A 22,706-nucleotide genomic window follows, 5' to 3' on the forward strand; every position below is an offset into this window, starting at 1 on the left:
AACCGTAGATTACAGGTTTTGCGGTATGCATGCTTATGCACTCCTTTAACGCTTATTTTCTGCGCACGCTTGCGGTTGTGCAGTGCTGACGCAGGGGGGCATTTGCAGTATACTCCCGCCCTTAATTCTTAAACTGGTGCGGTAAATAACATCCCGCTTCATCAACGTAAGGTATTCCGGTGAATATTCAGGCTCTTCTCTCAGAAAAAGTCAGTCAGGCCATGATTGCTGCAGGCGCGCCTGCAGATTGCGAACCGCAGGTTCGTCAGTCAGCAAAAGTACAGTTCGGCGACTATCAGGCCAACGGCATGATGGCAGTTGCTAAAAAACTGGGTATGGCTCCGCGACAACTGGCTGAGCAGGTGCTGACTCATCTGGATCTGAACGGTATCGCCAGCAAAGTTGAAATCGCGGGCCCTGGCTTTATCAACATTTTCCTCGATCCGGCGTTCCTGGCAAAACACGTGGAACAGGCGCTGACCTCCGATCGTCTTGGCGTGGCGAAACCAGCAAAGCAGACGGTAGTGATAGATTACTCCGCGCCGAACGTGGCGAAAGAGATGCACGTCGGCCATCTGCGTTCCACCATTATCGGTGATGCCGCCGTGCGTACCCTTGAGTTCCTCGGCCACCACGTTATTCGCGCCAACCACGTCGGCGACTGGGGCACCCAGTTCGGTATGCTGATCGCTTATCTGGAAAAACAGCAGCAAGAAAACGCCGGTGAAATGGCGCTGGCCGATCTCGAAGGTTTCTACCGTGAAGCCAAAAAACACTACGACGAAGACGAAGCCTTCGCCGAGCGCGCACGTAGCTACGTGGTAAAACTGCAGGGTGGCGACGAGTACTTCCTGCAAATGTGGCGCAAGCTGGTCGACATCACCATGTCACAGAACCAGATCACCTATGACCGTCTGAACGTGACCCTGACCCGCGACGACGTTATGGGCGAAAGTCTGTACAACCCGATGCTGCCGGGGATCGTGGCCGATCTGAAGGCTAAAGGTCTGGCTGTCGAGAGCGAAGGCGCAACCGTGGTATTCCTTGATGAGTATAAAAACAAGGAAGGCGAACCGATGGGCGTCATCATTCAGAAGAAAGATGGCGGTTATCTGTACACCACTACCGATATTGCCTGCGCCAAGTACCGTTATGAGACGCTGCATGCCGATCGTGTGCTCTATTACATTGACTCCCGTCAGCACCAGCACCTGATGCAGGCGTGGACCATCGTGCGTAAAGCCGGTTATGTCCCGGATTCCGTGCCGCTGGAACACCACATGTTTGGCATGATGCTGGGTAAAGACGGCAAACCGTTCAAAACCCGTGCGGGCGGCACAGTGAAACTGGCGGACCTGCTGGACGAAGCGCTGGAACGTGCGCGCCGTCTGGTGAGTGAAAAGAACCCGGATATGCCGGCAGACGAGCTGGAAAAACTGGCCAACGCCGTCGGTATTGGCGCGGTAAAATATGCCGATCTGTCAAAAAACCGCACCACCGACTACATTTTCGACTGGGACAACATGCTGGCGTTTGAGGGTAACACCGCGCCATACATGCAGTACGCCTACACCCGCGTGCTGTCGGTATTCCGTAAGTCTGGTCTGGATGAAAATGACCTGGCGAACGCGAAGGTGCAGCTCAGTGAAGATCGCGAAGCGCAGCTGGCGGCCCGTCTGTTGCAGTTTGAAGAGACGCTGACCGTTGTCGCGCGTGAAGGGACACCGCACGTAATGTGTGCGTATCTGTATGACGTCGCCGGTCTGTTCTCAGGCTTCTACGAGCACTGCCCAATCCTGAGCGCAGAAAACGACGAGATCCGTAACAGCCGCCTGAAACTGGCGCTGCTGACGGCGAAAACATTGAAGCTCGGTCTGGATACATTAGGCATCGAAACCGTAGAGCGGATGTAAATGACAGCAAAAACCCGGCAACCGCCGGGTTTTTTGATGCCCACCTACCCTACTGCCGCTAACGGGCAAACACATCAAACTCCAGCCGTTCACCATCGGGACCGCGAATCAGCAAGAAACGCACGTTATCTTCTTCAATCGGCCCTTCATCCAACGGATAGCCAAGCATTGCCAGTTTCCGCTGAACGGCATCAAGGTCGCTGACTTCCAGCGCAAGATGATCGATACCGCAGCGAGGAACGTCAAAAGGTGTCCCTTCGGGAAGCTGATACAGTTCAAGAACCGCCCCACCCATTTCAATGAATGCCACGTCAATATTTCCCTGCGGCGACGTTTTACTAAACCGCTGCTGGCGCTTAAAACCCAGAGGTTCGTAGAAGGCCAGCGACCGCGTTAAATTACTGACCTGATAACCAACATGAGCAATCGTCTTGATCAACTCGCGCATGTCATACCCCCTTACGCACACACCAGAAACCGTAGAAAGCGACGTAAACAAAGCACAATAACGGGGCGATAAAGGCGATTTGCATATTGCCGCCGTTCATATCAGAGATAATGCCCATCACCAGCGGAATCACTGCGCCGCCGATAATTGACATCACCACTATCGAGCCTGCGGTTTGGGTATCTTTCCCCATGCCTTTGATGACCAGGCCAAAGTTCGTCGGCCAGCATGGCGCCATGCAGAAACTCACAAGGATAAGCGCGTACACGGCAAGCATTGAACTGTTAAACACCGCGATCAACAAAAGCCCGGTTGCCGCTAAGGCGAAACTGCCGAGCAATAACGCCGGATTCAGGCGATTCATCAGCCAGGTGGCAACCGTTTTGCCAATGGCGTAAATCACCAGTGAGGCAAGCAACCAGTAGGTCGCTGAGTGTTCGCTCGTTCCCTGCTGTACAAGCTGAACGAAACGAATCGTGAAACTCCATACGCCAACCTGCGCTCCGACATAAAGGAACTGCGACAATACGCCGAGACGAAAACGCGGCATTGCAAACAAGCGCTTCACGGTGGGCCCCATCTTTTCCGCAGAAACCTGTTGCTGAGATTGTGCGCCTTTACACGACGGGAATTTAATAAACACAAAAACCAGAGCCAGCACAACCAGCACCGAACCAATAATCAGATAGGGCCCGACCACCTGACTCACCATCTGATGGCGAGCCGCATCCGCAACCGCGGTCGGCATTGCCTGCAACGCTTCATGGCTGGGGTCGTTTTCACCAAAGACCATCACCTGGCCGATAAGCACGCCGGAAATGACGCCCAGCGAATTAAAGATCTGCGAGAAATTAATGCGCTGTGTGGAAGATTGAATGGGCCCCAGCAAACTTGAGTAGGTATTCGCCGAGGTTTCCAGGAAGGAGAGTCCACAGGCAATTACCCCCAGGCAGGCGAGGAACGCGCCATAGGTCATTATCTGAGCGGCGGGAACAAAAAGGAAGCACCCCAGGGCATACAGGCATAATCCAATGATAATCGCCACTTTATACGAATAGCGCTTAATCAGCGCCGCCGCAGGTAGCGCGACAAAAAAGTAGCCCAGGAAAAAAATCGACTGTACCAGCGCGGTCTGGGTATCCGTCAGATCGAACCCCTTTTTAAACTGGGCAATCAAAATATCATTCAGGTTGCCCGCCATCCCCCATAGCGCAAACAAGCAGCAAACCAGTAAAAACTGTAGCCATGGGGTATGCGATAAATAAGCGCTGGTATCCAGTTTTTCGTTCTGGACCACCGCTTTATCGACCTTATCCGTAATTAGCGTACTCATTGAGCTATCCTCGTAATGGTTTTCATATTGTAGGGTTCATGTCATTTCATCATCAGAAGCGGCACGGAAAAGATGTTCATGTTCGCCATACAGGTCTACGCGATCGTCCATTGCGTCGGCATGTCGTCTGTCGGCCCGGGAATCCCAAAAGCCCACCCGTCCCGTCAGTCCCATGTTCTCTATCCGCATCTGCGATAGGTGAAATGTCGTGACGCATAAGGCCTCTTCATTACGGCAACCAGGTGATTTCCGGGCAAAAGCAGCCCCCGCCGCACACAGCAGCGTTTCAACAATGCATGTATTAGTCGTCACAACATGACGACGTACTCAGACGATTTGACTGCCGACGTTATGCCGGTTTTTTTTAAGCAGAGGTGCGCCAGACGATCTATCCGACCCATCCCCCTTCATGCCTCTTTTCTCATCCCCGCCCTGCTAATTAAAAACAAATGAAAATAAAAAAATGCTAAATTGATCACGTTATTTTCATTTGATGCGTTTTTAAATGGATTTAAGCGTTAAAACAGCGTCAAATGAAATCAATTAAAAACAAAGAGCAGGATATAACCATGAATGAAACAACCCGTCGTTTTGCACGTTTAATCGATCTGAGCGCAGTACAGGCGACCAGTACCGAAGCTGATGTCCGTGCCTGCGCCGAACTGGCAACCCGGTACAACATCATTTCCGTGCATGTACTGCCTTGCTGGACACGCTTTCTCAGCACGTTGCTACCTCAGCAAGGGACTGGAGAGGTGATGATTGGCGGGCCAGTCGGCTTTCCCGGTGGCGGGCATGCCACTGATACCAAGGTTCAGGAAGTGAGGCAGCTTATTGCCGATGGTGCTCGTGAAGTGGATATGGTCGTGAACATTGGCAAAGTGTTATCCGGGGATTATGACTATGTGCGCGACGATTTACGCCGCGTGGTGGAAGCCGCAGCGCCAGTACCGGCAAAAGTGATTCTCGAAACGCACTATTTGAACGAAGAACAGATTCGCCGCGTTTGTGATATTGCCGTAGAAGTGGGGATGAAATGGGTTAAAACCTCTACCGGTTGGGCCCCGACTGGCGCAACGGTGGAAAAAGTCAGCATTATCGCCGATCAGCTTAACGGCCGTATCGACATCAAAGGCGCCGGGGGCATTCGTGACCTGGAAACGGTCCGCGCGCTCTACCAACTGGGCGTTCGCCGTTTCGGCATGAGCCATGGCGCGGTCACAAAAGTGCTGGCTGAACTGGAGCAATATCCTGAACGTTTTCCTGAGTTGAACGCCGATTAAACCGAAGGCCTGCGGGCCTGATGGCCCGCCTGAAACGTCACCGGAGTCAGTGATGAAAGATAAAATACTCACGATCGATGTTGGCACTGGCAGTACTCGTGCAGCGATTCTGCATGTCGATGGCACAATGGTCGGCTTTGCTCAAAGAGAGTATGAGCAGACGTCGCCACAGGCGGGCTGGTCAGAACAGTCCCCTTCTTTATGGTGGCAGGCCGCCTGCGAATGCATACGCGAGGTTCTCTACCGTTATCCTGAAACGGCTTCGCAGATAGCGGTCATCGGCGTTTGCGGGCAGATGCATGGAACCGTGCTGCTGGATAATCATGGCGAGCTGGTAGAAGACAGGGCGCTATTGTGGAATGACAAGCGTAGCCAACCGCAGGTTGACGCCTTTGCTGTGCGTGAAGGGCGGGAAAAATGGCTGTCGCATTTAAATAACCCGCCCGCGGCGGCCTGGCCCGCGTTCAAATTAGCCTGGTGGCGTGAGCATAAGCCGGAAAGCTGGTCGAAAATCGCCACCATTCTTATGCCGAAGGATTACATCAATTTCATGTTAACCGGCGCGCTGGCGACCGATTATAGTGAAGCATCCTGTTATTTTCTGATGGACAGCGAGACCCGTCGATGGTCTTCCCAGGCCTGCGCTCTGTTTGGCTTACGCGTTGAGCAATTGCCGACGCTGAAGTTATCCAGCGATATCATTGGATACGTGACGCCCGAAGCATCCCGTCTGACCGACCTCCCATGCGGGATCCCGGTGGTTGCAGGAACATCTGATATGGCAGCGTCCCTGCTGGGTTCTGGGGTCTATGAACCTGGAATAGCGTCTGACTCGACGGGAACATCGACGCTGCTGACGGTTGTCGCAAAGCACCCGTTACAGCATCCCCTCGTTAATAATCTTCATCTGGCTAACGCTGCCTGGGGCGGATTCACTATTCTGGATGCTGGCGGTGATGCGGTTCGCTGGGCGCGGCTGGCGCTTGCCGATAATCAGATAACCCACCCGCAGCTTTTACAGGAGGCGGCGGCGGTACAGGCGGGCGCTGAAGGGCTGCTATTTCTTCCCTATCTGACGGGAGAGCGACTGGCTGAAAAAAATAACTCGCGCGCGCAGTTCTTCGGTTTGCAACGAAAGCATCGCCGCGGTCATTTATTCCGTGCGGTACTGGAAGGCGTGGCTTTTGCTTCCTGGCGCAATCTTCGCCAGTTACAAGCGTGCGGACAATACCCTGAACAAATGATCGCTTCCGGCGGTGGCGCACGCAGCCCGCTATGGCTTGAAATCAAAGCGGCGGCATACAATCTCCCGATATTATCTACGCGTAATCAGGAGAATGGCGTCACCGGATGCGGTATTATCGCAGGGGTTGGCGTGGGGCTGTACGCTGATTTTGCCAGCGGTGTGCGACAGACGGTTCAGTTCGACAAACTGATTTCGCCAGATCCCCGTCTGCGGGATTATTACCAGGCCTGCACTGAGCTTTTTGATACGCTCTACCAGCAGTCCACCGCCTTATATGACAGGCTGGATGTTCTGAGCGCAGGACCAGACTGAAGATAAGCCAGCGCGCTATCGTGCGGAACGCGCCGTAAATAAGAGAGGAAGAATGTTTGCAGAAGAAAGACAGGAGAAGTTGCTCAGTATTCTCAGGGAAAAACGCAAAGTCACTGTTTCTGAAATGTGCGATCTCTTTAATGTATCCGGCGCAACCATTCGAGCCGATCTCCGTCAGTTGGAAGATGAAGGGTTGCTTACCCGAACGCATGGCGGCGCCGTTCTCCGTACGCGGGCGAGTTTTGAACAGGCCTCTGACACCCGCGAAATTGTCAATCTGAGCGCTAAGGAACGGATTGGCCAGCGCGCGGCGGCGCTGGTTGAAGACGGCGATATTATTGTGCTGGATACAGGCACAACGACCCTACACATCGCACGCAATATCCGCGATCGGCAGAACGTGACCGTGGTGACCAATGATTATCAGATCGCTCGTGAACTGGAATCCAGTCCCTCAATTCAGACCATCCTGCTGGGCGGGATCGTGAAGAAAGGATACCACTGTGTGGTGGCGATCAACGGACGATCCATTCTCGATACGCTGAACGTCGATAAAGCGTTTATGGGGACCAATTCGCTCTCGCTCAAACAGGGCGCCTGTGTGGCCGACATTATGCTGGCAGAAACAAAACGGGGCATGGTTGAGCATGCAAGCCAGGTCATTATCGTTTGCGACTACAGCAAACTGAAGAACACGTCACTGGCTCAATTTACCTCAGCAGATCGTATCAATACCATCGTGATTGATCGCTTGCCCGATGAGGCAACAGAGTATCGCAATGCGGGTATACAGATTATTTCCCTGGATGAAGAGGCACGCCTGTAGACTTTAGCGTGGTGAAGTGCCCGGATGCGGCGACTGCCTTATCCGGGCTCCCCGTCACACCGTCCCGGAGGACGACGCGTTCCGGAGGAAAGGTCAGAAGTACTTGCGTAAATACTCCGTCAGACACAGCATCGCCATTGCCTGGCCGTAGGGCATGGACGTCAGCGGTATCGCCCGATAGAAGTCGAGATCGTGCCCCATTCCCGTACCGAAAGAGGTTTGTAGCAGTTCCCCTTGCGGTGAAATGTTCCGCACAATTCCGCGAATCGCTTTTTCCGCCACGTCGGCATATTCCGCACTGACATACCGTTTACGCACGGCTTTTAAAATCCCGTAAGCGAACCCTGCGGTGGCGGAAGCTTCCAGGTAGGAATGCGGGTCGTCAAGCAGCGTATGCCACAGTCCGCTCTCATCCTGACAGTTCGCCAGCGCGGCAATCTGCGCATTCAGCACCTGCACCAGATAGCGGCGTACGGCGTTGTTTTCCGGCAGGTTCACCAGTTCGAGGAAGTCCGGGATCACAATGGTTAGCCAGCTATTGCCGCGTGCCCAGCGGGCGTTGGCAAAGTTATGATGTCCATCGTAATTCCAGCCGTGGAACCACAGGCCGGTCTCCCGGTCCATCAAATTCTGTACGTGCAGCAGAAACTGATAGGTCGCCTCTTCCACGTATTCAGGCCGGTTAAGCAATTGTCCAATTTTTGCCAGCGGCAGCACCGTCATCATCAGCGTGTCATCCCACATCTGCTGATGGTTCTCTTCCGCCAGCGTGATGTGCTGCATGCCGCCATGATCGGTGCGCGGCATCTCATACATCGCCCATTCCGCCCATGCGTCGAGCCACGGCAGATAAGCCGGGTTACGCGTCTCCTCATAGCGATACGCCAGAGTCAGGAACGGCGCCATCGTGTTGACGTTTTTGGTGGTGGTCCCTTCGGCAAAACGGTCGGCGAACCAGTTGTCGATAATATCGCGCATGGTCTCGTCACCGGTCTGCTGGTAGTACTGATACATCCCGTACAGCCCAACGCCGTGCGTCCATTCCCACCCTGCCCAGCCTTTGGTGTCTATCACGCGTCCGTCGTCCAGGCGCAGCAGAAATTGACCAGTCTCGTCCTTGATGTTCACCAGATTGGTTGTCACCGTCTGAATTAACGTTTTCAGTTCTTCCCGGGAGATAAAACGTTCCGGCTGACGCAGTAATGCGCTATGTTTGACAGGCCAAACCTTCATATCCTTAACCTCTGTTGTAAGTCGAATTCAATATCGCAGCCTGCTTCAGTGAGGGAGCCGCTGGTTTGTTACGATTCAGATAACCAATGTTGTTGTTACCCCAAAGTGATTCATACGGCAGTCCGGCGAGCATCTCGACGGTGGCGCGCGCCTGTGGCGTAATGCTTTCCGGCATTGCGCAGCCTGACTCGCGCATTTTCGCCGTCTCTTCGCGCAGCGTGCTGTGGGTTTGCAAATTCAGTGTAAAGCGCAGGGAGACCAGGAAACCGCAGGCCAGCACCAGTAGCGTACCGCAGCTGAGGATCAGCAGGATAGTATGGCTGACCGCTTCAGGCTGCGTGCTCTGCCCCGAGACAAAGCCTGACATTTGCATGACAATGCCGACCAGCATCACCGCTCCAGCCTGAGACGCTTTACGCGTCAGGGTCATGATCCCAGCGAAGATCCCTTCGCGGCGCTGACCGGTAATGACTTCATCCACATCCGCAATGTAGGTGTAGGTGTTCCACGGTACATAGTTGATACCCCCACGCCCCAGACCTGCCACCGCGGAAACCAGCAGTAACAGAGAGTAGACATCGCTCAATCCGGCGTAGTAAAGCACCGCATAAGAGAGTGAACTCAGACCGAAAAGTACCACCACCATTCGGTAGGATGGCGCAGGTCCAAAACGGATACATAGCGGAATCATGGCGATGACTGCAATAAACTGGAAGATAGCCATCGTTCCAAGCAGATTCGACGCCATTGAGGCTTCCTGCATCAGGACAAACACGACGTAATAGGTAAAGACGGCGTTGAACACGTCCTGGGCAATATAGCCGCCGAGGTACATCCCCAGATGCTGGCGGAATATTTTAATACGCAGTGTCGAGCTTAACTCTACGAACAGACGGTTCATGCTCTGACTGAACGTCAGGCTCTTTTTCTCTTCTTCGGCACGCAGCGCGGCTTCTGTCCACTCTTCACGCGGACGTTCCCAGGTAAAGAACCAGACGAAGGTCAGCATCAACGCGCACAGTACCGAGAACACGAGGCTGGCATAAAAGAAGGAGATCGGGTTGTGCTTACCGAAAGCGGTTAACAAAATGCCGGGCAGGAAAGAGGCCAAAATAGCGGACATTTGCGCCATACCGATACGCGCGCCGGAAAACTTGGTTTTCTGTTTGAAATCATCGGTCATTTCCGGTACCAGCGTCTCGTAAGGCACCAGGATCATGGTATAAACGATATCAAACAGCAAATAGGTCAGCAGGTAATACCAGAAGCTCATATCCCCTACCCACATCAGCGAATAGCTGAATACGCACGGGATCCCCAGCAAGATAAAGAATTTACGCCGACCAAAGCGCTTGCCGAGCCAGCTGGAGCCGAAGTTATCGGTCAAAAAGCCCATCAGCGGACTGACAACGGCATCCAGTACCCTTGCGGCCGCAAAAATGAAGGTCGCTTCGATGGGAGAAAGTCCGCAGAAGGTTGTATAGAAATAGAGCAGCCAGGCTGCCGTAAGCGCCGTGGTGCCTGCGCCCAGGAAATCGCCTGAGCCATAGGCGAAATAATTCACCAATCCAATTTTACGTGTTTTCATCACCGTTAACCCTGCAAATGGTTGGGGGACTCCCGGCCGGTTGGCTGCGCCAGGGGAGTACTTACACGGCTACAGTAAAAGCTTACAAAGTGGGATACCTTTTCGTTTTTGCCACCTGTTGGAGTGAAATGGCAAAAACGCAAAGAGACCGGCAACACGTGTCACCGATTTATAAAACAGCGTTTCTTTTAGATCAAAAGGCGAGGCCAGAAATGCGAGTCAGGCAGCAATTCAGTCCGCTGCCTGATGAGGAGAATAACCGTTATTGATAGTTCACAATCACCTGATTGCTCTGAACTTTTAATGCGGGAATTAAACGACCGCCGCCGGGAACTTCCCAGATGAAACGCAGCGGTTCAACGGCGGGCACATTGCTAAATGCCATCGTTGTGCCGCTCTGTCCCTCTATCTCCACGCAGCGGGATTGCGAGCATAAGCGCACCCGTAAGCCAGCAGGCGTCGGGCCATTCAGCTCATAACGCCAGGCGACCAGCGTCATCAGACCCGAGACGGGCTGGCTGGATGAAAGCGGCGCCGACGACGCTGACACACCACGATGATTCAGAGTAATACCGATGCTGCTGGCCTGCCACGCCCCTTCCCCGGCAGCCTGTAACGTCAGCGGGAAGAGTAACAGCCAAAAGAGTTTGCGCATTATTTACCTCCAATAGTCGCCGTCATGCGGATGTTACGGTTATCGGACAACTCCATGTTCGACAGCACCACCAATTGCGGCAGGCTGCGGCGCAGGAAGCGTGACAGCAATGGACGCAACGCATGGTTAACCAACAGCACCGGTGGCGCGCCCAACATCTCCTGACGAGACAGCGCCTCCTGGGTTTGCGCCAACAGACGGTCGGCAAGACCCGGCTCCAGTCCACCGCCGCCCTGTAGCGCCTGCAACAGTAGACGTTCCAGCGCGGTGTCGAGGCCAATCACACTGACTTCATGGTTACCCGGGAACCACTGCTGAGTAATGGCGCGGCCCAGCGCCACGCGAACCACCGCAGTGAGTTCATGCGGATCGCTCTGCAACGGTGCATGTTCTGCCAGCGTTTCCAGAATGGTACGCATATCGCGAATCGGCACTTTTTCGTCCAGCAGATTCTGCAGCACTTTATGCAGCGTGGTCAGGGTTACCACGCCAGGCACCAAATCTTCGGTCAGTTTCGGCATCTCCTGTGACACGCGATCCAGCAGTTGCTGCGCTTCCTGGCGACCGAACAGTTCAGACGCATACTGACCGATCAGGTGGTTCAGATGGGTGGCGACCACGGTACTGGCCTCCACCACGGTAAAGCCCTGAATCTGCGCCTGTTCTTTTAGCGCGCTTTCGATCCAGATAGCGTCCAGGCCAAATGCCGGATCAACCGTCTGCTCGCCCGGTAATGTGCCGGCCGCGGTACCAGGGTTTATCGCCAGCCAGCGTCCCGGATAGGCGTCGCCGCTGCCAATCTCAACGCCTTTCATCAGAATGCGGTAATGCGCTGGCTGGAGATCCATATTGTCGCGGATGTGCACCACTGGCGGCAAAAAGCCCATGTCCTGGGCGAACTTTTTACGAATACTGCGGATACGCCCCAACAGTTCGCCATCCTGCTGAAAATCGACCATCGGGATCAGGCGATAGCCCACTTCCATGCCAAGCGAGTCTTCCAGTTGCACATCATTCCAGGTGGCTTCCACCACCGAATTATTTTCCGGAACTTTAGTTGGCTGCGGCTCGGCAGGCGCCTTCTGTTCACGACCCCGGATCCACCAGGCCAGTCCCAGCAGCGCAGCGGTAAACATCAGGAAGACGAGGTTTGGCATCCCCGGAACCAGCCCCAGCAAACCCAGTACCGCGGCACTGAGCAGCATCACCCTGGGATTACTGAACAGTTGCCCGACCATCTGCTCGCCAACGTCCTGATCGGTACTGACGCGGGTGACGATGACGCCCGCCGCCGTTGAGATCACCAGCGCCGGGATCTGCGCCACCAGACCATCACCGATAGTCAGCAGGGTATAGCTTTCCGCAGCATGCCCCATGGACATACCGTGTTGCAGCACGCCCACCAGCAGACCACCCACGACGTTGATCACCATAATCAGAATACCGGCGATAGCATCACCGCGAACAAACTTACTCGCACCGTCCATCGACCCGTAGAAGTCGGCTTCCTGGGTCACTTCAGAACGACGCTTTTTCGCTTCATCTTCGCCGATAAGACCGGCGTTAAGGTCAGCGTCAATCGCCATCTGTTTACCCGGCATTCCATCAAGGACAAAGCGCGCGCCCACTTCGGCGATACGCCCGGCACCTTTGGTGATGACCATGAAGTTGATGATGACGAGGATAACGAACACCACGATACCGATGGCGAAGTTGCCACCGACCAGAAAGTGGCCGAACGCTTCAACTACCTTCCCCGCTGCCGCCGCACCGGTGTGCCCTTCCATCAAAATGATACGGGTAGAGGCCACGTTCAGCGCCAGACGCAGCAGCGTGGTAAACAGCAGAATGGTCGGAAACGCGGCGAACTCCAGCGTACGCTGGGTGAACATCGCCACCAGCAGCACCATGATCGACAGCGCGATGTTAAAGGTAAACAGCAGGTCAAGGATGAACGCCGGCAGCGGCAGGACCATCATCGACAGGATCAGCAGGATGAGGATCGGCCCGGCAAGGATCTGCCACTGCGTGGTTTTTATGTTGTTGGGCAGGCGCAGCATCGCGACCAGATTAGCCATCGGTAGTCTTCTCGTTCATAAAATCCAGAGCTTCAGGCACCGGAAGGTTTGCAGGTTGTGGTGGACGTTCCCCACCGGCGAGTCGCCAGCGTTTAAGCTGCCAGACCCAGGCCAGTACTTCCGCGACGGCGGCGTACAGTTGCCCTGGGATCTGCTGACCAATCTCAGCATGACGATAAAGCGCACGTGCCAGCGGCGGCGCTTCAAGCGTGGGAATTTTGTTCTCGGCACCGATCTCACGAATACGTAACGCCACAAGTCCAGCCCCTTTCGCCACCACTTTCGGCGCGCTCATCTTGTTCTCGTCGTACTGAAGCGCCACCGAATAGTGCGTCGGGTTGGTAACGATGACATCGGCATTGGGGACGTCGCTCATCATGCGTCGACTCGCCGCCTGGCGCTGCATCTGCCGGATACGCCCCTTCACGTGAGGGTCGCCTTCGTTCTGTTTAAATTCGTCGCGGATATCCTGGCGTGACATGCGCAATTTTTTCAGATGGCTCATGATCTGGAAAATCACGTCGAATCCGACCATCGGGATCACGCCCAACACGACCAGCAGCGCACACAGCCCGACGAGATCCATCGCGTTGCCCATCGCCGTACGCGGTGACTCCGCCATCAAACGCATCATCTCCGGCCAGTTGTGCCACAGATACAGCGCCGTCACGCTGCCCACCAGCGTGGATTTCAGAATCGCCTTCAGCAGCTCCGCCCCCGTCTGCGCCGAGAACATACGTTTGATGCCAGGCAGTGGGTTGAGCTTGGAAAATTTGGGTTGCAGCGATTTACCGCTAAAGACCAGACCACCGAGCAGAACCGGCGAGATCAGCGCCACCAGCACCACGCCGGCGATCAGCGGCAATAGCGCGATCATCGCTTCTTTAATCAGCAGTATGATTTGCCCGAGAATCAGATTGGGGTCATTGACCATGCTGTGGTCAAAGCGCAGTCCCGCTGACAACATGCCCGACAACCGTCTGGCCAGCGACTCGCCGCCAATCCAGATAATGCAGACGCCCACCAGCAAAATCAGCAGTGACGTCAGTTCTCTGGAACGGGGTATCTGCCCTTCTTCCCGCGCTTTTTCAAGTCGGTGGGGGGTGGGGGCTTCTGTTTTGTCGTCGTTATCGCTTTCGTCTGCCACGGCACGTGCTCAAGCCAAGTTGTCTCTGCGTTATGATGACAGAACGCTTCCCTGCCAATGGCGCGAAAAGGCCCCGTAAACAGGGCTTTTTAGACCATTGATTTACGTTTAATATGCGGTTTTCAGCACGGAGATAGGACGTTACTACAGAGTATCGCCATTGATTGCTAACGCTTACTTATTAAAAATAAATATATTTACTATCGCTTTATAAAAATAAAAAACATACCCCACCCCTATTAAATATTAAAAATCGTAACAGAATCACAATAAATAATAACCGCACCGTCTACCACACCATTCATAATTGCTCTGAAACATCTTTATTTTACCATCTCAAAAAATAAATTAACGACCACATATACGAATTAAGAATAAATGGAGAAAAAATAAACATATAAAGCTACGAGCTCACTCCAGAAAAAAAATAACAGTGGCTTCCGAATAAAAAAATTCTGTGTATACTGATACTATTGTTTAAACATAGCACCACAAAATCATATTTTTATTTAATATACACATCAGTTTCATCGCCCTGGAGAATAATATAGTGAAAAGGAATATTTTTGTTTACTTACTTATGGCCATGTCAACTTCAACCGCCGTCGCTGCTCCAGAAAATAATGCTGGGACTATCCACTTTACTGGGGAAATCATTGAACCAAGCTGCGTAATTGTAGGCGATGAAGGCACAACGTATAACGTGCCATTGGGGACTTACCCTACGTCGTATTTCAAAACAGTCGGAACAGAAACAGATACCGTGCCGGTGACCATTTCACTTAAAGACTGCCCGGTAAAAAGCGATGGGCTTGCTGCGATTCAACTCACCTTTACTGGTACAACGATCGAGGGTTCAACAGACAAACTGGCTGTCTCTGAAGCTGGTGGCGTGGGCATCGTCCTCAGCGAAACAGGACATGATGAGACGCTGATCAAATTTGATACGTCGAGCGATCAAGTTTTTATCCCATTAGCAACAACGGCAGTAGACGTCATTAGCACCAGTCTGGACGCTCGCTATAAATCCGTCGCAGCTACGGTAACCGCTGGTGCCGCCAATGCTGACTTAACAATTAATATTCTTTATCGGTAAATGCAGAACCCATACCTTCGTGTTATTAACGATATTGTTAATAACACGAAGATTTTATTTTCATAACATCCCAGTTTATTTATTAAAGGTTTTTATATGCGCCTTTCTCTATTCATCATCTGTATCACGACTTGTGCTTGTACCGCACTCAGCCATGCGGTTGGGATCCAGGTAGGGCGCACACGTGTTATTTATGATGCAAGCAAAAAAGAAACGGCACTGGCCTTAACCAATACAGAAAAAGAACTCCCATGGCTTATTCAGTCATGGACGGATACCGGCGATGGAAAAACTCGAGGACCATTTATTGTAACCCCTCCTCTCTTTCGACTCGACCCGCAAAAAGAACAAAATCTGCGTATTACCTGGTCCGGACAGACGCTGCCAACCAATCGTGAATCCCTATTTTACTTGAACGTGCGAACTATCCCAGCCATTGAAAAAGACAATAATCAAAAAAACGTTTTACGTCTTATTTACAAAACCCGGTTAAAACTGTTTTGGCGTCCGGAAGGGCTAAAAGACACCCCGCTGGATGCCTGTAAAAACCTTCGCTTCAGCCAACATGGGGGACAGGTATCCATTACCAATGACGGCGATTATTACAGCGTTTTTGATACCCTGCGGGTGAACGGTAAGTCAATAACCAATATCGACATGGTGGCCCCTGGAACTAGTAACACATTTCCCATTGCTAACACCGCGACGGGTTCTAAGGTGGTCTGGCGCTGCATTACAGATTATGGCAATGCAACAGCTGAGTTTACTGCCAGTTTAACTCGGAAATAGTGGTGCTCAATGACTGCTAATGGATTGCGCCTCCCCCCGTTCCGCCCTTTGAGACAACTCAATCCTATTCTGAAAGGCTTGAGTAGTTTGCTCCTCATCGCGGTGAGCAGCGTCAGTGCACGGGAATATTACTTTGCCCCTTCATCACTCGAGGGGGATGGACTATCGCAACAGGATATCGATCTCACTCTGTTTTCCAAAGAAAACGGGCAGTTACCTGGCACCTACCAAACCAAAGTGGCCATGAATAAACGGTATATCGACGATAAATCAATTACCTTTATCAATGATCAAACGCAGGCGTTACAGCCACAGTTAACCCCTGAACAGTTGCGGCAATGGGGGATTCGTGTCGATGCTTACGCAGAACTGGCACGGCTGCCTGCCAATGAACCACTGGAGAAACCGCTTGGCGATTACATTCCCTTTGCAACCGTGACATTTGAATTTAATACCATGACGTTGCATATCAGTATGCCGCAAGCGGCTATTGATGCGCATTATGGCGATGAAATTGCAACTTCATCCTGGAACGATGGCGTGTCGGTACTCTTTGCTAACTATGCGTTCTCTGGTTCAACGCGTAGCGGCGGGGCTCAAACCCACAGTTCCAGTCAGTACCTTAACCTGCGCAGCGGCGCCAATCTCGGCGGCTGGCGATTACGCAACTATTCAACCTGGAACCAGTCCGATGACACGCAATCCTGGCAAACCATCAACACCTGGCTGCAACACGATATCCGTTTTTTAAAAGCCCAGTTTGTTGCAGGCGAAAACAGCACCCGCGGCGAAGTCTTTGACAGCCTGCAATACCGCGGCATCAACGTGGCTTCTGACGAGCAAATGTTACCCTATAACCAAAGAGGATTTGCTCCGATTATCCGCGGCATCGCCAGTTCTAATGCCGAAGTCTCGGTACGACAGAACGGATATGTTATCTACCAGGCCAACGTCGCGCCGGGCGCTTTTGAAATTTCCGATCTCTATTCCACCAGCAATAGCGGCGATCTTGAAGTCACCATAAAGGAAGCCGACGGAACCGAGCATCGTTTCACCCAACCCTATTCAAGCGTTGCTATCATGCAGCGCCCAGGCAATATTCGCTACGAAGTGACCGTCGCCCGCTTTCGCGCAGACGATACGCAGGCAAACCATGAGCCCCTTTTCGCCCAGGGTAGCACCATTTATGGTCTGAATAACTTTCTGACGTTTTTCGGTGGCATCACCACTTCGCCTGACTACCAGGCGTTTGACATCGGTACAGGCGTGGTGTTAGGTGAGCTCGGCGCCATCTCAACCGATGTGACCCTGGCTCGCGCGCAGTTGGATAACAACGAGCAGCATAACGGACAGTCCTGGCGTTTGATGTATTCGAAACAAATAGAAGCAACAGACACTAACTTCACCCTGGCGAGCTACCGCTATTCAACCGGCGGTTATTACACATTTGCTGATGCTAACGAAAAGCATGATACTGATGATAGCGACTGGTCTTACAACTATAACAAACGCAGCAGAATCCAGCTTAACCTTACCCAGAGCCTGCTGGACAGCAGCGTGTACGTTTCTGGTTATCAACAGGACTACTGGCAAACCAGCCGCAAAGAACGAAGCATTACGTCAGGCATCAATCGGATGATTGGCGGTGTCAGTGTCAATCTGGCTTATACCTATAGCAAAACCAGCGATGAACCCGGCGATCAGATGCTATCGCTGGGTTTTAACCTGCCGCTCTCCCAGTGGTTGCCAAAAAGTTGGGCCAGTTACAATCTCAGTACTAGCAAACAGGGGAGTACCACGCATAACGTCGGGCTAAATGGCACGTTACGGGATGATGACAGTCTCAGTTATTCCCTCCAGCAGAGCCGAACTAACCATGGCGGCGGAGAGAGCAGTAGCCTCTATAGCAACTACCATTCGCAATATGCCAATCTCAACGCCGGATACGCTTATTCATCCGATAACTCGCAGCAGTTGAGCTATGGGATCAGCGGTGGAGTTGTGGCTCATCCAGCTGGCGTGACACTCTCTCAACCCTTAGGCGAACAGTTCGCTATTGTTAGCGCCAAAGGTGCGTCTGGTGTGCGTTTTGCCAACCAGCGCGGTATTCAAACCGATTTATTGGGTAACGCTATTATCCCTTCACTGACGCCCTATCAGAAAAACATTATCCGCATCGATACCACCAGTTTACCGTCGGATGTGGACACGGATGCCACCGCGGTGACCGTAGTGCCAAGCCGCAACGCCGCCGTCAGCACGGAGTTTTCGGCACATGTTGGCTATCGGGTCTTGGTTTCTCTCAGCCGTCCTGATGGTCGGGTGATTCCCTTTGGTGCCGTCGCCAGCGTCGATAACCTGTCTCTTAGCGGCATTGTCGACGATCGTGGTGTGCTGTATCTCACAGGCGTCGGCGAAACCATACCTCTGACCGTAAAGTGGGGAAATTCAACAGAACAGCGCTGCCATGTTGACATCGTGCTCTCACCTTCTTCTGACACGGCCCACGGTGGTATCCACCAGGCCAGCGCGCTCTGCAAGCCGGAGACAAATAATGCAAAATAAGCAATTCATCCGCTTACTCAATAAGGTCGGGCTACAATCTGCCCTCATATTGGTGCTTTTAGCCTTACCGCTCGTCGCTCAGGCCGCCACCGTTATATTAACAAATTGTTTTCCGCCACCGGTGGAGTACACCACCACCATCAACACGGAACTCTCCTCCGACAATAATAAAAGCGGGCAAACGATCAGCAAGTCGGATTACCATTTTATCGCCACTGGGCCATCAGTAGTCGCTAACTGTGCCTGCCCGAAGGGGATGAGCACGACCTCAACCGCTTACGTCTATGAAACCACCGCAGCCGGAAGCCCGTTAAGTCCTGGCATAAACAACTATGGCTACCTGACCGATCATTTTGATATCGATGTCACAGCCTACAGCGATGCCATAAATTCACCTGATGGTGATGGCATAACGCCAATCTACATTGATAGCTACCCCACACCATTTGCAAGCATGAAGAAAACCAATGAAACGATAAAACTGAGTGAGGGAACTAACGATGTCTGCAGTGATGCAACACGCCCCGCCGGTGGGAGCACTGTTAAGCGGGAGTTTAAATGGAATGTCGTCGTTATCACCCTTTATGTTAAACAAGCCATTTTGGGCGAAGAAGTCATCCCACCAACGGTCATCGCGCAAAGCTATTCTTGCCTCTCAACCGGGAACTATTGTGCCGTCACCGACACACAGCAGGTCTCCAATTTCCGCTTGACTGGCAAGCTAAGTGCTCCGCTCAGTTGTACGATTAACGCTGGCAGCACCATTGAGATTGAACTCGGGAATATTGTTACTTCACAGTTCGTTGCGCAAGGTGAACCCCCGGCAAGCTATACGCTCAGAGATGTTAATATCTCTTACCATTGCGACGATCCGGCGGCGGCTAACAGCGGGAAAATTAAACTGACACTCAGTGCCGATCAGGGGGTCGCCCTGGGCAGTAACAATCTGATTGCCAAAATGTTGGGCCGGGATGACGTTGGCGTGCGGATGTTTGATCAACAAAACGGTAACATTACGCTAGACGGTTCGCTGGACTTACCGGTGACAATGGATGAGCAGGGAAACGGCAGTATCGCCCTAAAAGCCGCTCCAGTCAGCACCACCTCGAAAAAACCTGAACCGGGAAAATTTGAAGGCAATGTTACCGTGAAAATGGATCTCCGCTAGGAGAGAGGCCGCCCGGTCTTATCTGGGCGGCAATAATCATTAGAACCCTAAGCTATCTAACAAATCATCCACCTGGTCCTGGCTGGCGACCACACCGGCTTTACTGGTATCAACCTGCGGCCCATTCAGCAGGCTCTCGCTTTCGCGTTTAGGCCGAGCGCCCTGCTCCGGAATGTTTTCCAGCAGCACCATCAGCAGCTGACGTTCAATTTCCTGAATCACATCCATCATGCGCTTGATCACCTGACCGGTCAGATCCTGGAAATCCTGCGCCATCATGATGTCGAGCAATTGCGCGTTGGTGAAACTGGTATGTCCAGGCACATCACCGAGGTATTTGCGCGTATCCGTCACCAGTTCGCGGGCGTCAGAGAGCTCAATCGGGTTTTCGAACCACTCGTCCCAGCGCTTGCTCAGCGCCTTCGCCCCTTTCTCCATTTCGTCCTGATGCGGCTGGGAGGCCTCAACACTGTTCAGGGCGCGTTCAGCCGCCTGCGCGGTCATCTGTACCACATAGTCCAGACGATCGCGGGCATCGGGAATGGCTTCTGCCGCTTCGGCAATGGCCTGGTCCAGTCCCAGTTCGCGCAGACTGTCACGCAGCATACGGGTCAGGCTACCAATGCGGGCAATGATATCCCCGGCAGAATGTTCATCTACGGGTTTAATCGATGGTTGCATCATGGTCAGCCCCTTACATGCCCAGTTTCTCAAAGATTTTATTGAGCTTTTCTTCCAGCGTCGCCGCGGTGAACGGTTTCACCACGTAGCCGCTGGCACCGGCCTGCGCTGCGGCGATAATGTTCTCTTTCTTCGCTTCTGCCGTCACCATCAGCACCGGCAGTGAGGACATCCCACCGTCCGCGCGGATAGTTTTCAGCAACTCGAGACCGTCGATATTCGGCATGTTCCAGTCGGAAATCACAAAGCCAAACCCACCTGCCTGCAGTTTATTCAACGCATCGGCGCCATCTTCGGCCTCTTCCACGTTGTTAAATCCCAGCTCCTTAAGCAGGTTACGCACGATGCGGCGCATGGTGGAAAAGTCATCCACAACCAAAAATTTAAGCTCTTTATCCGCCATAAAAAATTACTCCTGATTCAAATACGTATTGCCTGTCCGGCACTGATTTTCGCCAGCATCTGCTGGCTTACCTGACTAAGATCGACCACTTCGCTGACGCCACCCATATTGATGGCTTCGCGCGGCATGCCGAACACCACACAACTTGCTTCATTTTGCGCAATCGTCCAGGCACCCGCCTGGTGCATCGCTAACATTCCGGCAGCGCCGTCGTTGCCCATTCCCGTCAGGATCACTCCGACGGCATTGCGCCCCGCATGAATCGCTACCGAATGAAACAGCACATCCACCGACGGTCGGTGCCGGTTAACCGGCGGACCGTCATGAATTTTGATTTGATAGTTTGCCCCGCTGCGCGACAGCTCCATATGCTTGTCGCCCGGCGCAATGTAGGCATGCCCCGGCAGAACGCGCTCGCCGTCCTCCGCCTCTTTCACGGCTATCTGACACAGTTTGTTCAGACGCTCGGCGAACGAGCGGGTAAAGCCTGGCGGCATATGCTGCGTAATAATGACCGCCGGGCTGGAGAGCGGCAGCGGTTGCAGCACATGGCGAATGGCCTCGGTGCCGCCCGTTGAGGCGCCAATCGCAATCAGCTTTTCCGAGCTGAGCAGCGGACCCGCTTTTAAGGTCACCGGAGCCTCGAGCGGTTTATGGGCCGTCAGACGCGCCCGCGACGCCGTACGCACTTTCTCCGCAATCATCTCGCTGTAGGCCAGCATCCCTTCACGGATCCCCAACTGCGGCTTAGTGACAAAATCAATCGCCCCCAGTTCCAGCGCCCGCAGCGTCACTTCCGACCCTTTCCCCGTCAGCGACGACACCATCACCACCGGCATCGGACGCAGTCGCATCAGCTTTTCAAGAAAATCAAGGCCGTCCATCCGCGGCATTTCGACGTCCAGCGTCAACACGTCAGGGTTATATTTCTTGATTAAGTCTCGGGCGACGAGTGGATCCGGCGCGGTTGCCACCATCTCCATATCGCTATGGCTATTAATAATTTCAGTCATGATTTGGCGCATCAATGCAGAATCATCGACCGACAACACCCTGATTTTACTCATGCTTTACCCTTACTTAGCGCATAAACCGTTTGCCCGCGCAGGCTAAAGTCGCGCACGAGGTTACTAAAGTTCTCTGAATGCCCGGCAAACAGCAGACCATCAGGCTTAAGGAGAGGGACAAAACGGCGCAGGATGTCCTGCTGCGTCGTTTTATCGAAATAGATCATTACATTGCGACAAAAAATAGCGTCAAACGGCCCCGGCACGTTGTACTGCTTATCAAGCAGGTTAATCACGGAAAACTCGACGTGGCTTGCCAGTTCCTGACGCACGCGTACCAGCCCATCATGCGGGCCCGTTCCGCGCATGAAATAGCGCTGTAGCTGCTGCGGCGACAGGGTCTTCAGTTCGTCCAGCCGATAGATCCCGCTGCGGGCCTTTTCCAGCACTTCGGTGTCGATATCGCTGGCAAACACCTTCCAGCGTCCCGGTGCCGTACCCAGCGTATCGGCCAGCGTAATGGCGATACTGTACGGCTCTTCACCGGTCGATGCCGCGGCGCTCCAGACCCGATATTCGCCGCTGTGGCGACGGGCACTTTCCGCTAATACTGGAAAGTGGTGCCCTTCGCGGAAGAAGGCTGTCAGGTTGGTGGTCAACGAGTTGATAAAAGCCTGCCACTCTGCGCTGCTTTGATTGGCTTCCAGCACGCTGAGATAGTCGCCAAAATCATCCAGCCCCAGCGTACGCAGTCGACGAACCAGGCGGTTATAAACCATATCCCGCTTGTGGTCCGCCAGCACGATCCCCGCGCGCTGGTAGATTAATTGACATATCCGACGAAAGTGCGCGTCAGACAGCGCAAGGCGCTGGGTCATCTGTAACAATAATGACGTTTGCCCGTTGGGCAGAGATGATGTCATAGCGCCTTCTCA

Annotated in this window: 20 protein-coding genes; 8 read left to right on the top strand and 12 right to left on the bottom strand. The window is 53.2% G+C overall.

The features are described 5' to 3' along the window. Window positions 1-179 precede the first annotated feature (179 nt). Entirely contained in the window at window positions 180-1,913 is a 1,734-nt protein-coding gene (gene argS, locus OGY35_RS22425; protein WP_286633492.1) for an arginine--tRNA ligase, read from the top strand. Window positions 1,914-1,971: 58 nt separating this feature from the next. Here argS and OGY35_RS22430 read toward each other — a convergent pair whose 3' ends face one another. Genes OGY35_RS22430 through OGY35_RS22440 form a run of 3 tightly spaced genes read right to left on the bottom strand, consistent with a single transcriptional unit; the run spans window position 1,972 to window position 3,868 of the window. Next, complete coding sequence (locus OGY35_RS22430) at window positions 1,972-2,361, bottom strand: VOC family protein (protein WP_286633493.1); 390 nt, start codon at window positions 2,359-2,361, stop codon at window positions 1,972-1,974. 1 nt (window position 2,362) lies between these two features. After that, window positions 2,363-3,694, bottom strand: coding sequence for an L-fucose:H+ symporter permease (fucP, locus tag OGY35_RS22435; protein WP_152404085.1), 1,332 nt, complete (start codon window positions 3,692-3,694; stop codon window positions 2,363-2,365). A gap of 36 nt (window positions 3,695-3,730) precedes the next feature. After that, a complete protein-coding gene (locus OGY35_RS22440) occupies window positions 3,731-3,868 on the bottom strand; it encodes a hypothetical protein (protein WP_187696642.1) in 138 nt (45 codons plus the stop codon). A gap of 359 nt (window positions 3,869-4,227) precedes the next feature. Here OGY35_RS22440 and deoC point away from each other — a divergent pair, with 359 nt between their 5' ends. From deoC to OGY35_RS22455, 3 genes are read left to right on the top strand one after another with little or no spacing between them, the layout of a single operon-like run. Then, window positions 4,228-4,977 carry a deoxyribose-phosphate aldolase gene (gene deoC, locus OGY35_RS22445; RefSeq protein WP_286633494.1) on the top strand — a complete coding sequence of 250 codons (750 nt, stop codon included), beginning with the start codon at window positions 4,228-4,230 and terminating at the stop codon, window positions 4,975-4,977. A gap of 52 nt (window positions 4,978-5,029) precedes the next feature. Then, the gene (locus tag OGY35_RS22450) at window positions 5,030-6,535 is read left to right on the top strand and encodes a xylulokinase (RefSeq protein WP_286633495.1); all 1,506 of its coding nucleotides are present in this window, start codon (window positions 5,030-5,032) and stop codon (window positions 6,533-6,535) included. A gap of 52 nt (window positions 6,536-6,587) precedes the next feature. Then, a complete protein-coding gene (locus OGY35_RS22455) occupies window positions 6,588-7,361 on the top strand; it encodes a DeoR/GlpR family DNA-binding transcription regulator (protein ID WP_286633496.1) in 774 nt (257 codons plus the stop codon). A 93-nt stretch (window positions 7,362-7,454) separates the two neighbouring features. On the opposite strand, the gene bglB is transcribed toward OGY35_RS22455, so the two are convergent. The 5 genes from bglB to flhB form a co-directional block, all read right to left on the bottom strand. Next, window positions 7,455-8,594 (bottom strand): beta-galactosidase BglB, encoded by a 1,140-nt coding sequence (gene bglB / locus OGY35_RS22460; protein WP_178825784.1) that lies wholly within the window; start codon window positions 8,592-8,594, stop codon window positions 7,455-7,457. Window positions 8,595-8,598: 4 nt separating this feature from the next. Then, a complete protein-coding gene (locus tag OGY35_RS22465; protein WP_286633497.1) occupies window positions 8,599-10,182 on the bottom strand; it encodes an MFS transporter in 1,584 nt (527 codons plus the stop codon). Window positions 10,183-10,444: 262 nt separating this feature from the next. Then, entirely contained in the window at window positions 10,445-10,837 is a 393-nt protein-coding gene (gene flhE / locus OGY35_RS22470) for a flagellar protein FlhE (protein WP_152404074.1), read from the bottom strand. Continuing rightward, entirely contained in the window at window positions 10,837-12,915 is a 2,079-nt protein-coding gene (gene flhA / locus OGY35_RS22475; protein ID WP_286633498.1) for a flagellar biosynthesis protein FlhA, read from the bottom strand. The genes flhE and flhA overlap by 1 nt, the downstream gene beginning before the upstream one ends. Then, window positions 12,908-14,062, bottom strand: coding sequence for a flagellar biosynthesis protein FlhB (flhB, locus tag OGY35_RS22480; protein ID WP_286633499.1), 1,155 nt, complete (start codon window positions 14,060-14,062; stop codon window positions 12,908-12,910). The genes flhA and flhB overlap by 8 nt, the downstream gene beginning before the upstream one ends. Before the next feature lie 550 nt (window positions 14,063-14,612). Between flhB and OGY35_RS22485 the strand changes: the two genes are divergently transcribed. From OGY35_RS22485 to OGY35_RS22500, 4 genes are all read left to right on the top strand, one after another. Next, window positions 14,613-15,158, top strand: a complete 546-nt coding sequence (locus OGY35_RS22485) for a fimbrial protein (RefSeq protein ID WP_286633500.1) — start codon at window positions 14,613-14,615, stop codon at window positions 15,156-15,158. A gap of 96 nt (window positions 15,159-15,254) precedes the next feature. Beyond that, window positions 15,255-15,947, top strand: a complete 693-nt coding sequence (locus OGY35_RS22490; protein ID WP_286633501.1) for a fimbrial biogenesis chaperone — start codon at window positions 15,255-15,257, stop codon at window positions 15,945-15,947. A 78-nt stretch (window positions 15,948-16,025) separates the two neighbouring features. Next, a complete protein-coding gene (locus tag OGY35_RS22495; RefSeq protein WP_286633502.1) occupies window positions 16,026-18,512 on the top strand; it encodes a fimbria/pilus outer membrane usher protein in 2,487 nt (828 codons plus the stop codon). Beyond that, the gene (locus OGY35_RS22500; protein WP_286633503.1) at window positions 18,502-19,680 is read left to right on the top strand and encodes a fimbrial protein; all 1,179 of its coding nucleotides are present in this window, start codon (window positions 18,502-18,504) and stop codon (window positions 19,678-19,680) included. The genes OGY35_RS22495 and OGY35_RS22500 overlap by 11 nt, the downstream gene beginning before the upstream one ends. A 39-nt stretch (window positions 19,681-19,719) precedes the next feature. On the opposite strand, the gene cheZ is transcribed toward OGY35_RS22500, so the two are convergent. The 4 genes from cheZ to cheR are packed head-to-tail and all read right to left on the bottom strand — an operon-like array spanning window position 19,720 to window position 22,694. Next, window positions 19,720-20,364, bottom strand: a complete 645-nt coding sequence (gene cheZ / locus OGY35_RS22505; RefSeq protein WP_152404067.1) for a protein phosphatase CheZ — start codon at window positions 20,362-20,364, stop codon at window positions 19,720-19,722. A gap of 10 nt (window positions 20,365-20,374) precedes the next feature. After that, window positions 20,375-20,764 carry a chemotaxis response regulator CheY gene (gene cheY, locus OGY35_RS22510; RefSeq protein ID WP_042318379.1) on the bottom strand — a complete coding sequence of 130 codons (390 nt, stop codon included), beginning with the start codon at window positions 20,762-20,764 and terminating at the stop codon, window positions 20,375-20,377. Between the two features lie 17 nt (window positions 20,765-20,781). Beyond that, window positions 20,782-21,831 (bottom strand): protein-glutamate methylesterase/protein glutamine deamidase, encoded by a 1,050-nt coding sequence (gene cheB, locus OGY35_RS22515; RefSeq protein ID WP_152404065.1) that lies wholly within the window; start codon window positions 21,829-21,831, stop codon window positions 20,782-20,784. Then, complete coding sequence (gene cheR, locus OGY35_RS22520; RefSeq protein ID WP_042318377.1) at window positions 21,828-22,694, bottom strand: protein-glutamate O-methyltransferase CheR; 867 nt, start codon at window positions 22,692-22,694, stop codon at window positions 21,828-21,830. The genes cheB and cheR overlap by 4 nt, the downstream gene beginning before the upstream one ends. Window positions 22,695-22,706 lie beyond the last annotated feature (12 nt).

It is taken from the genome of Citrobacter sp. Ct235, assembly GCF_030332305.1.
Classification (GTDB): Bacteria; Pseudomonadota; Gammaproteobacteria; order Enterobacterales; family Enterobacteriaceae; genus Citrobacter_A; species Citrobacter_A telavivensis.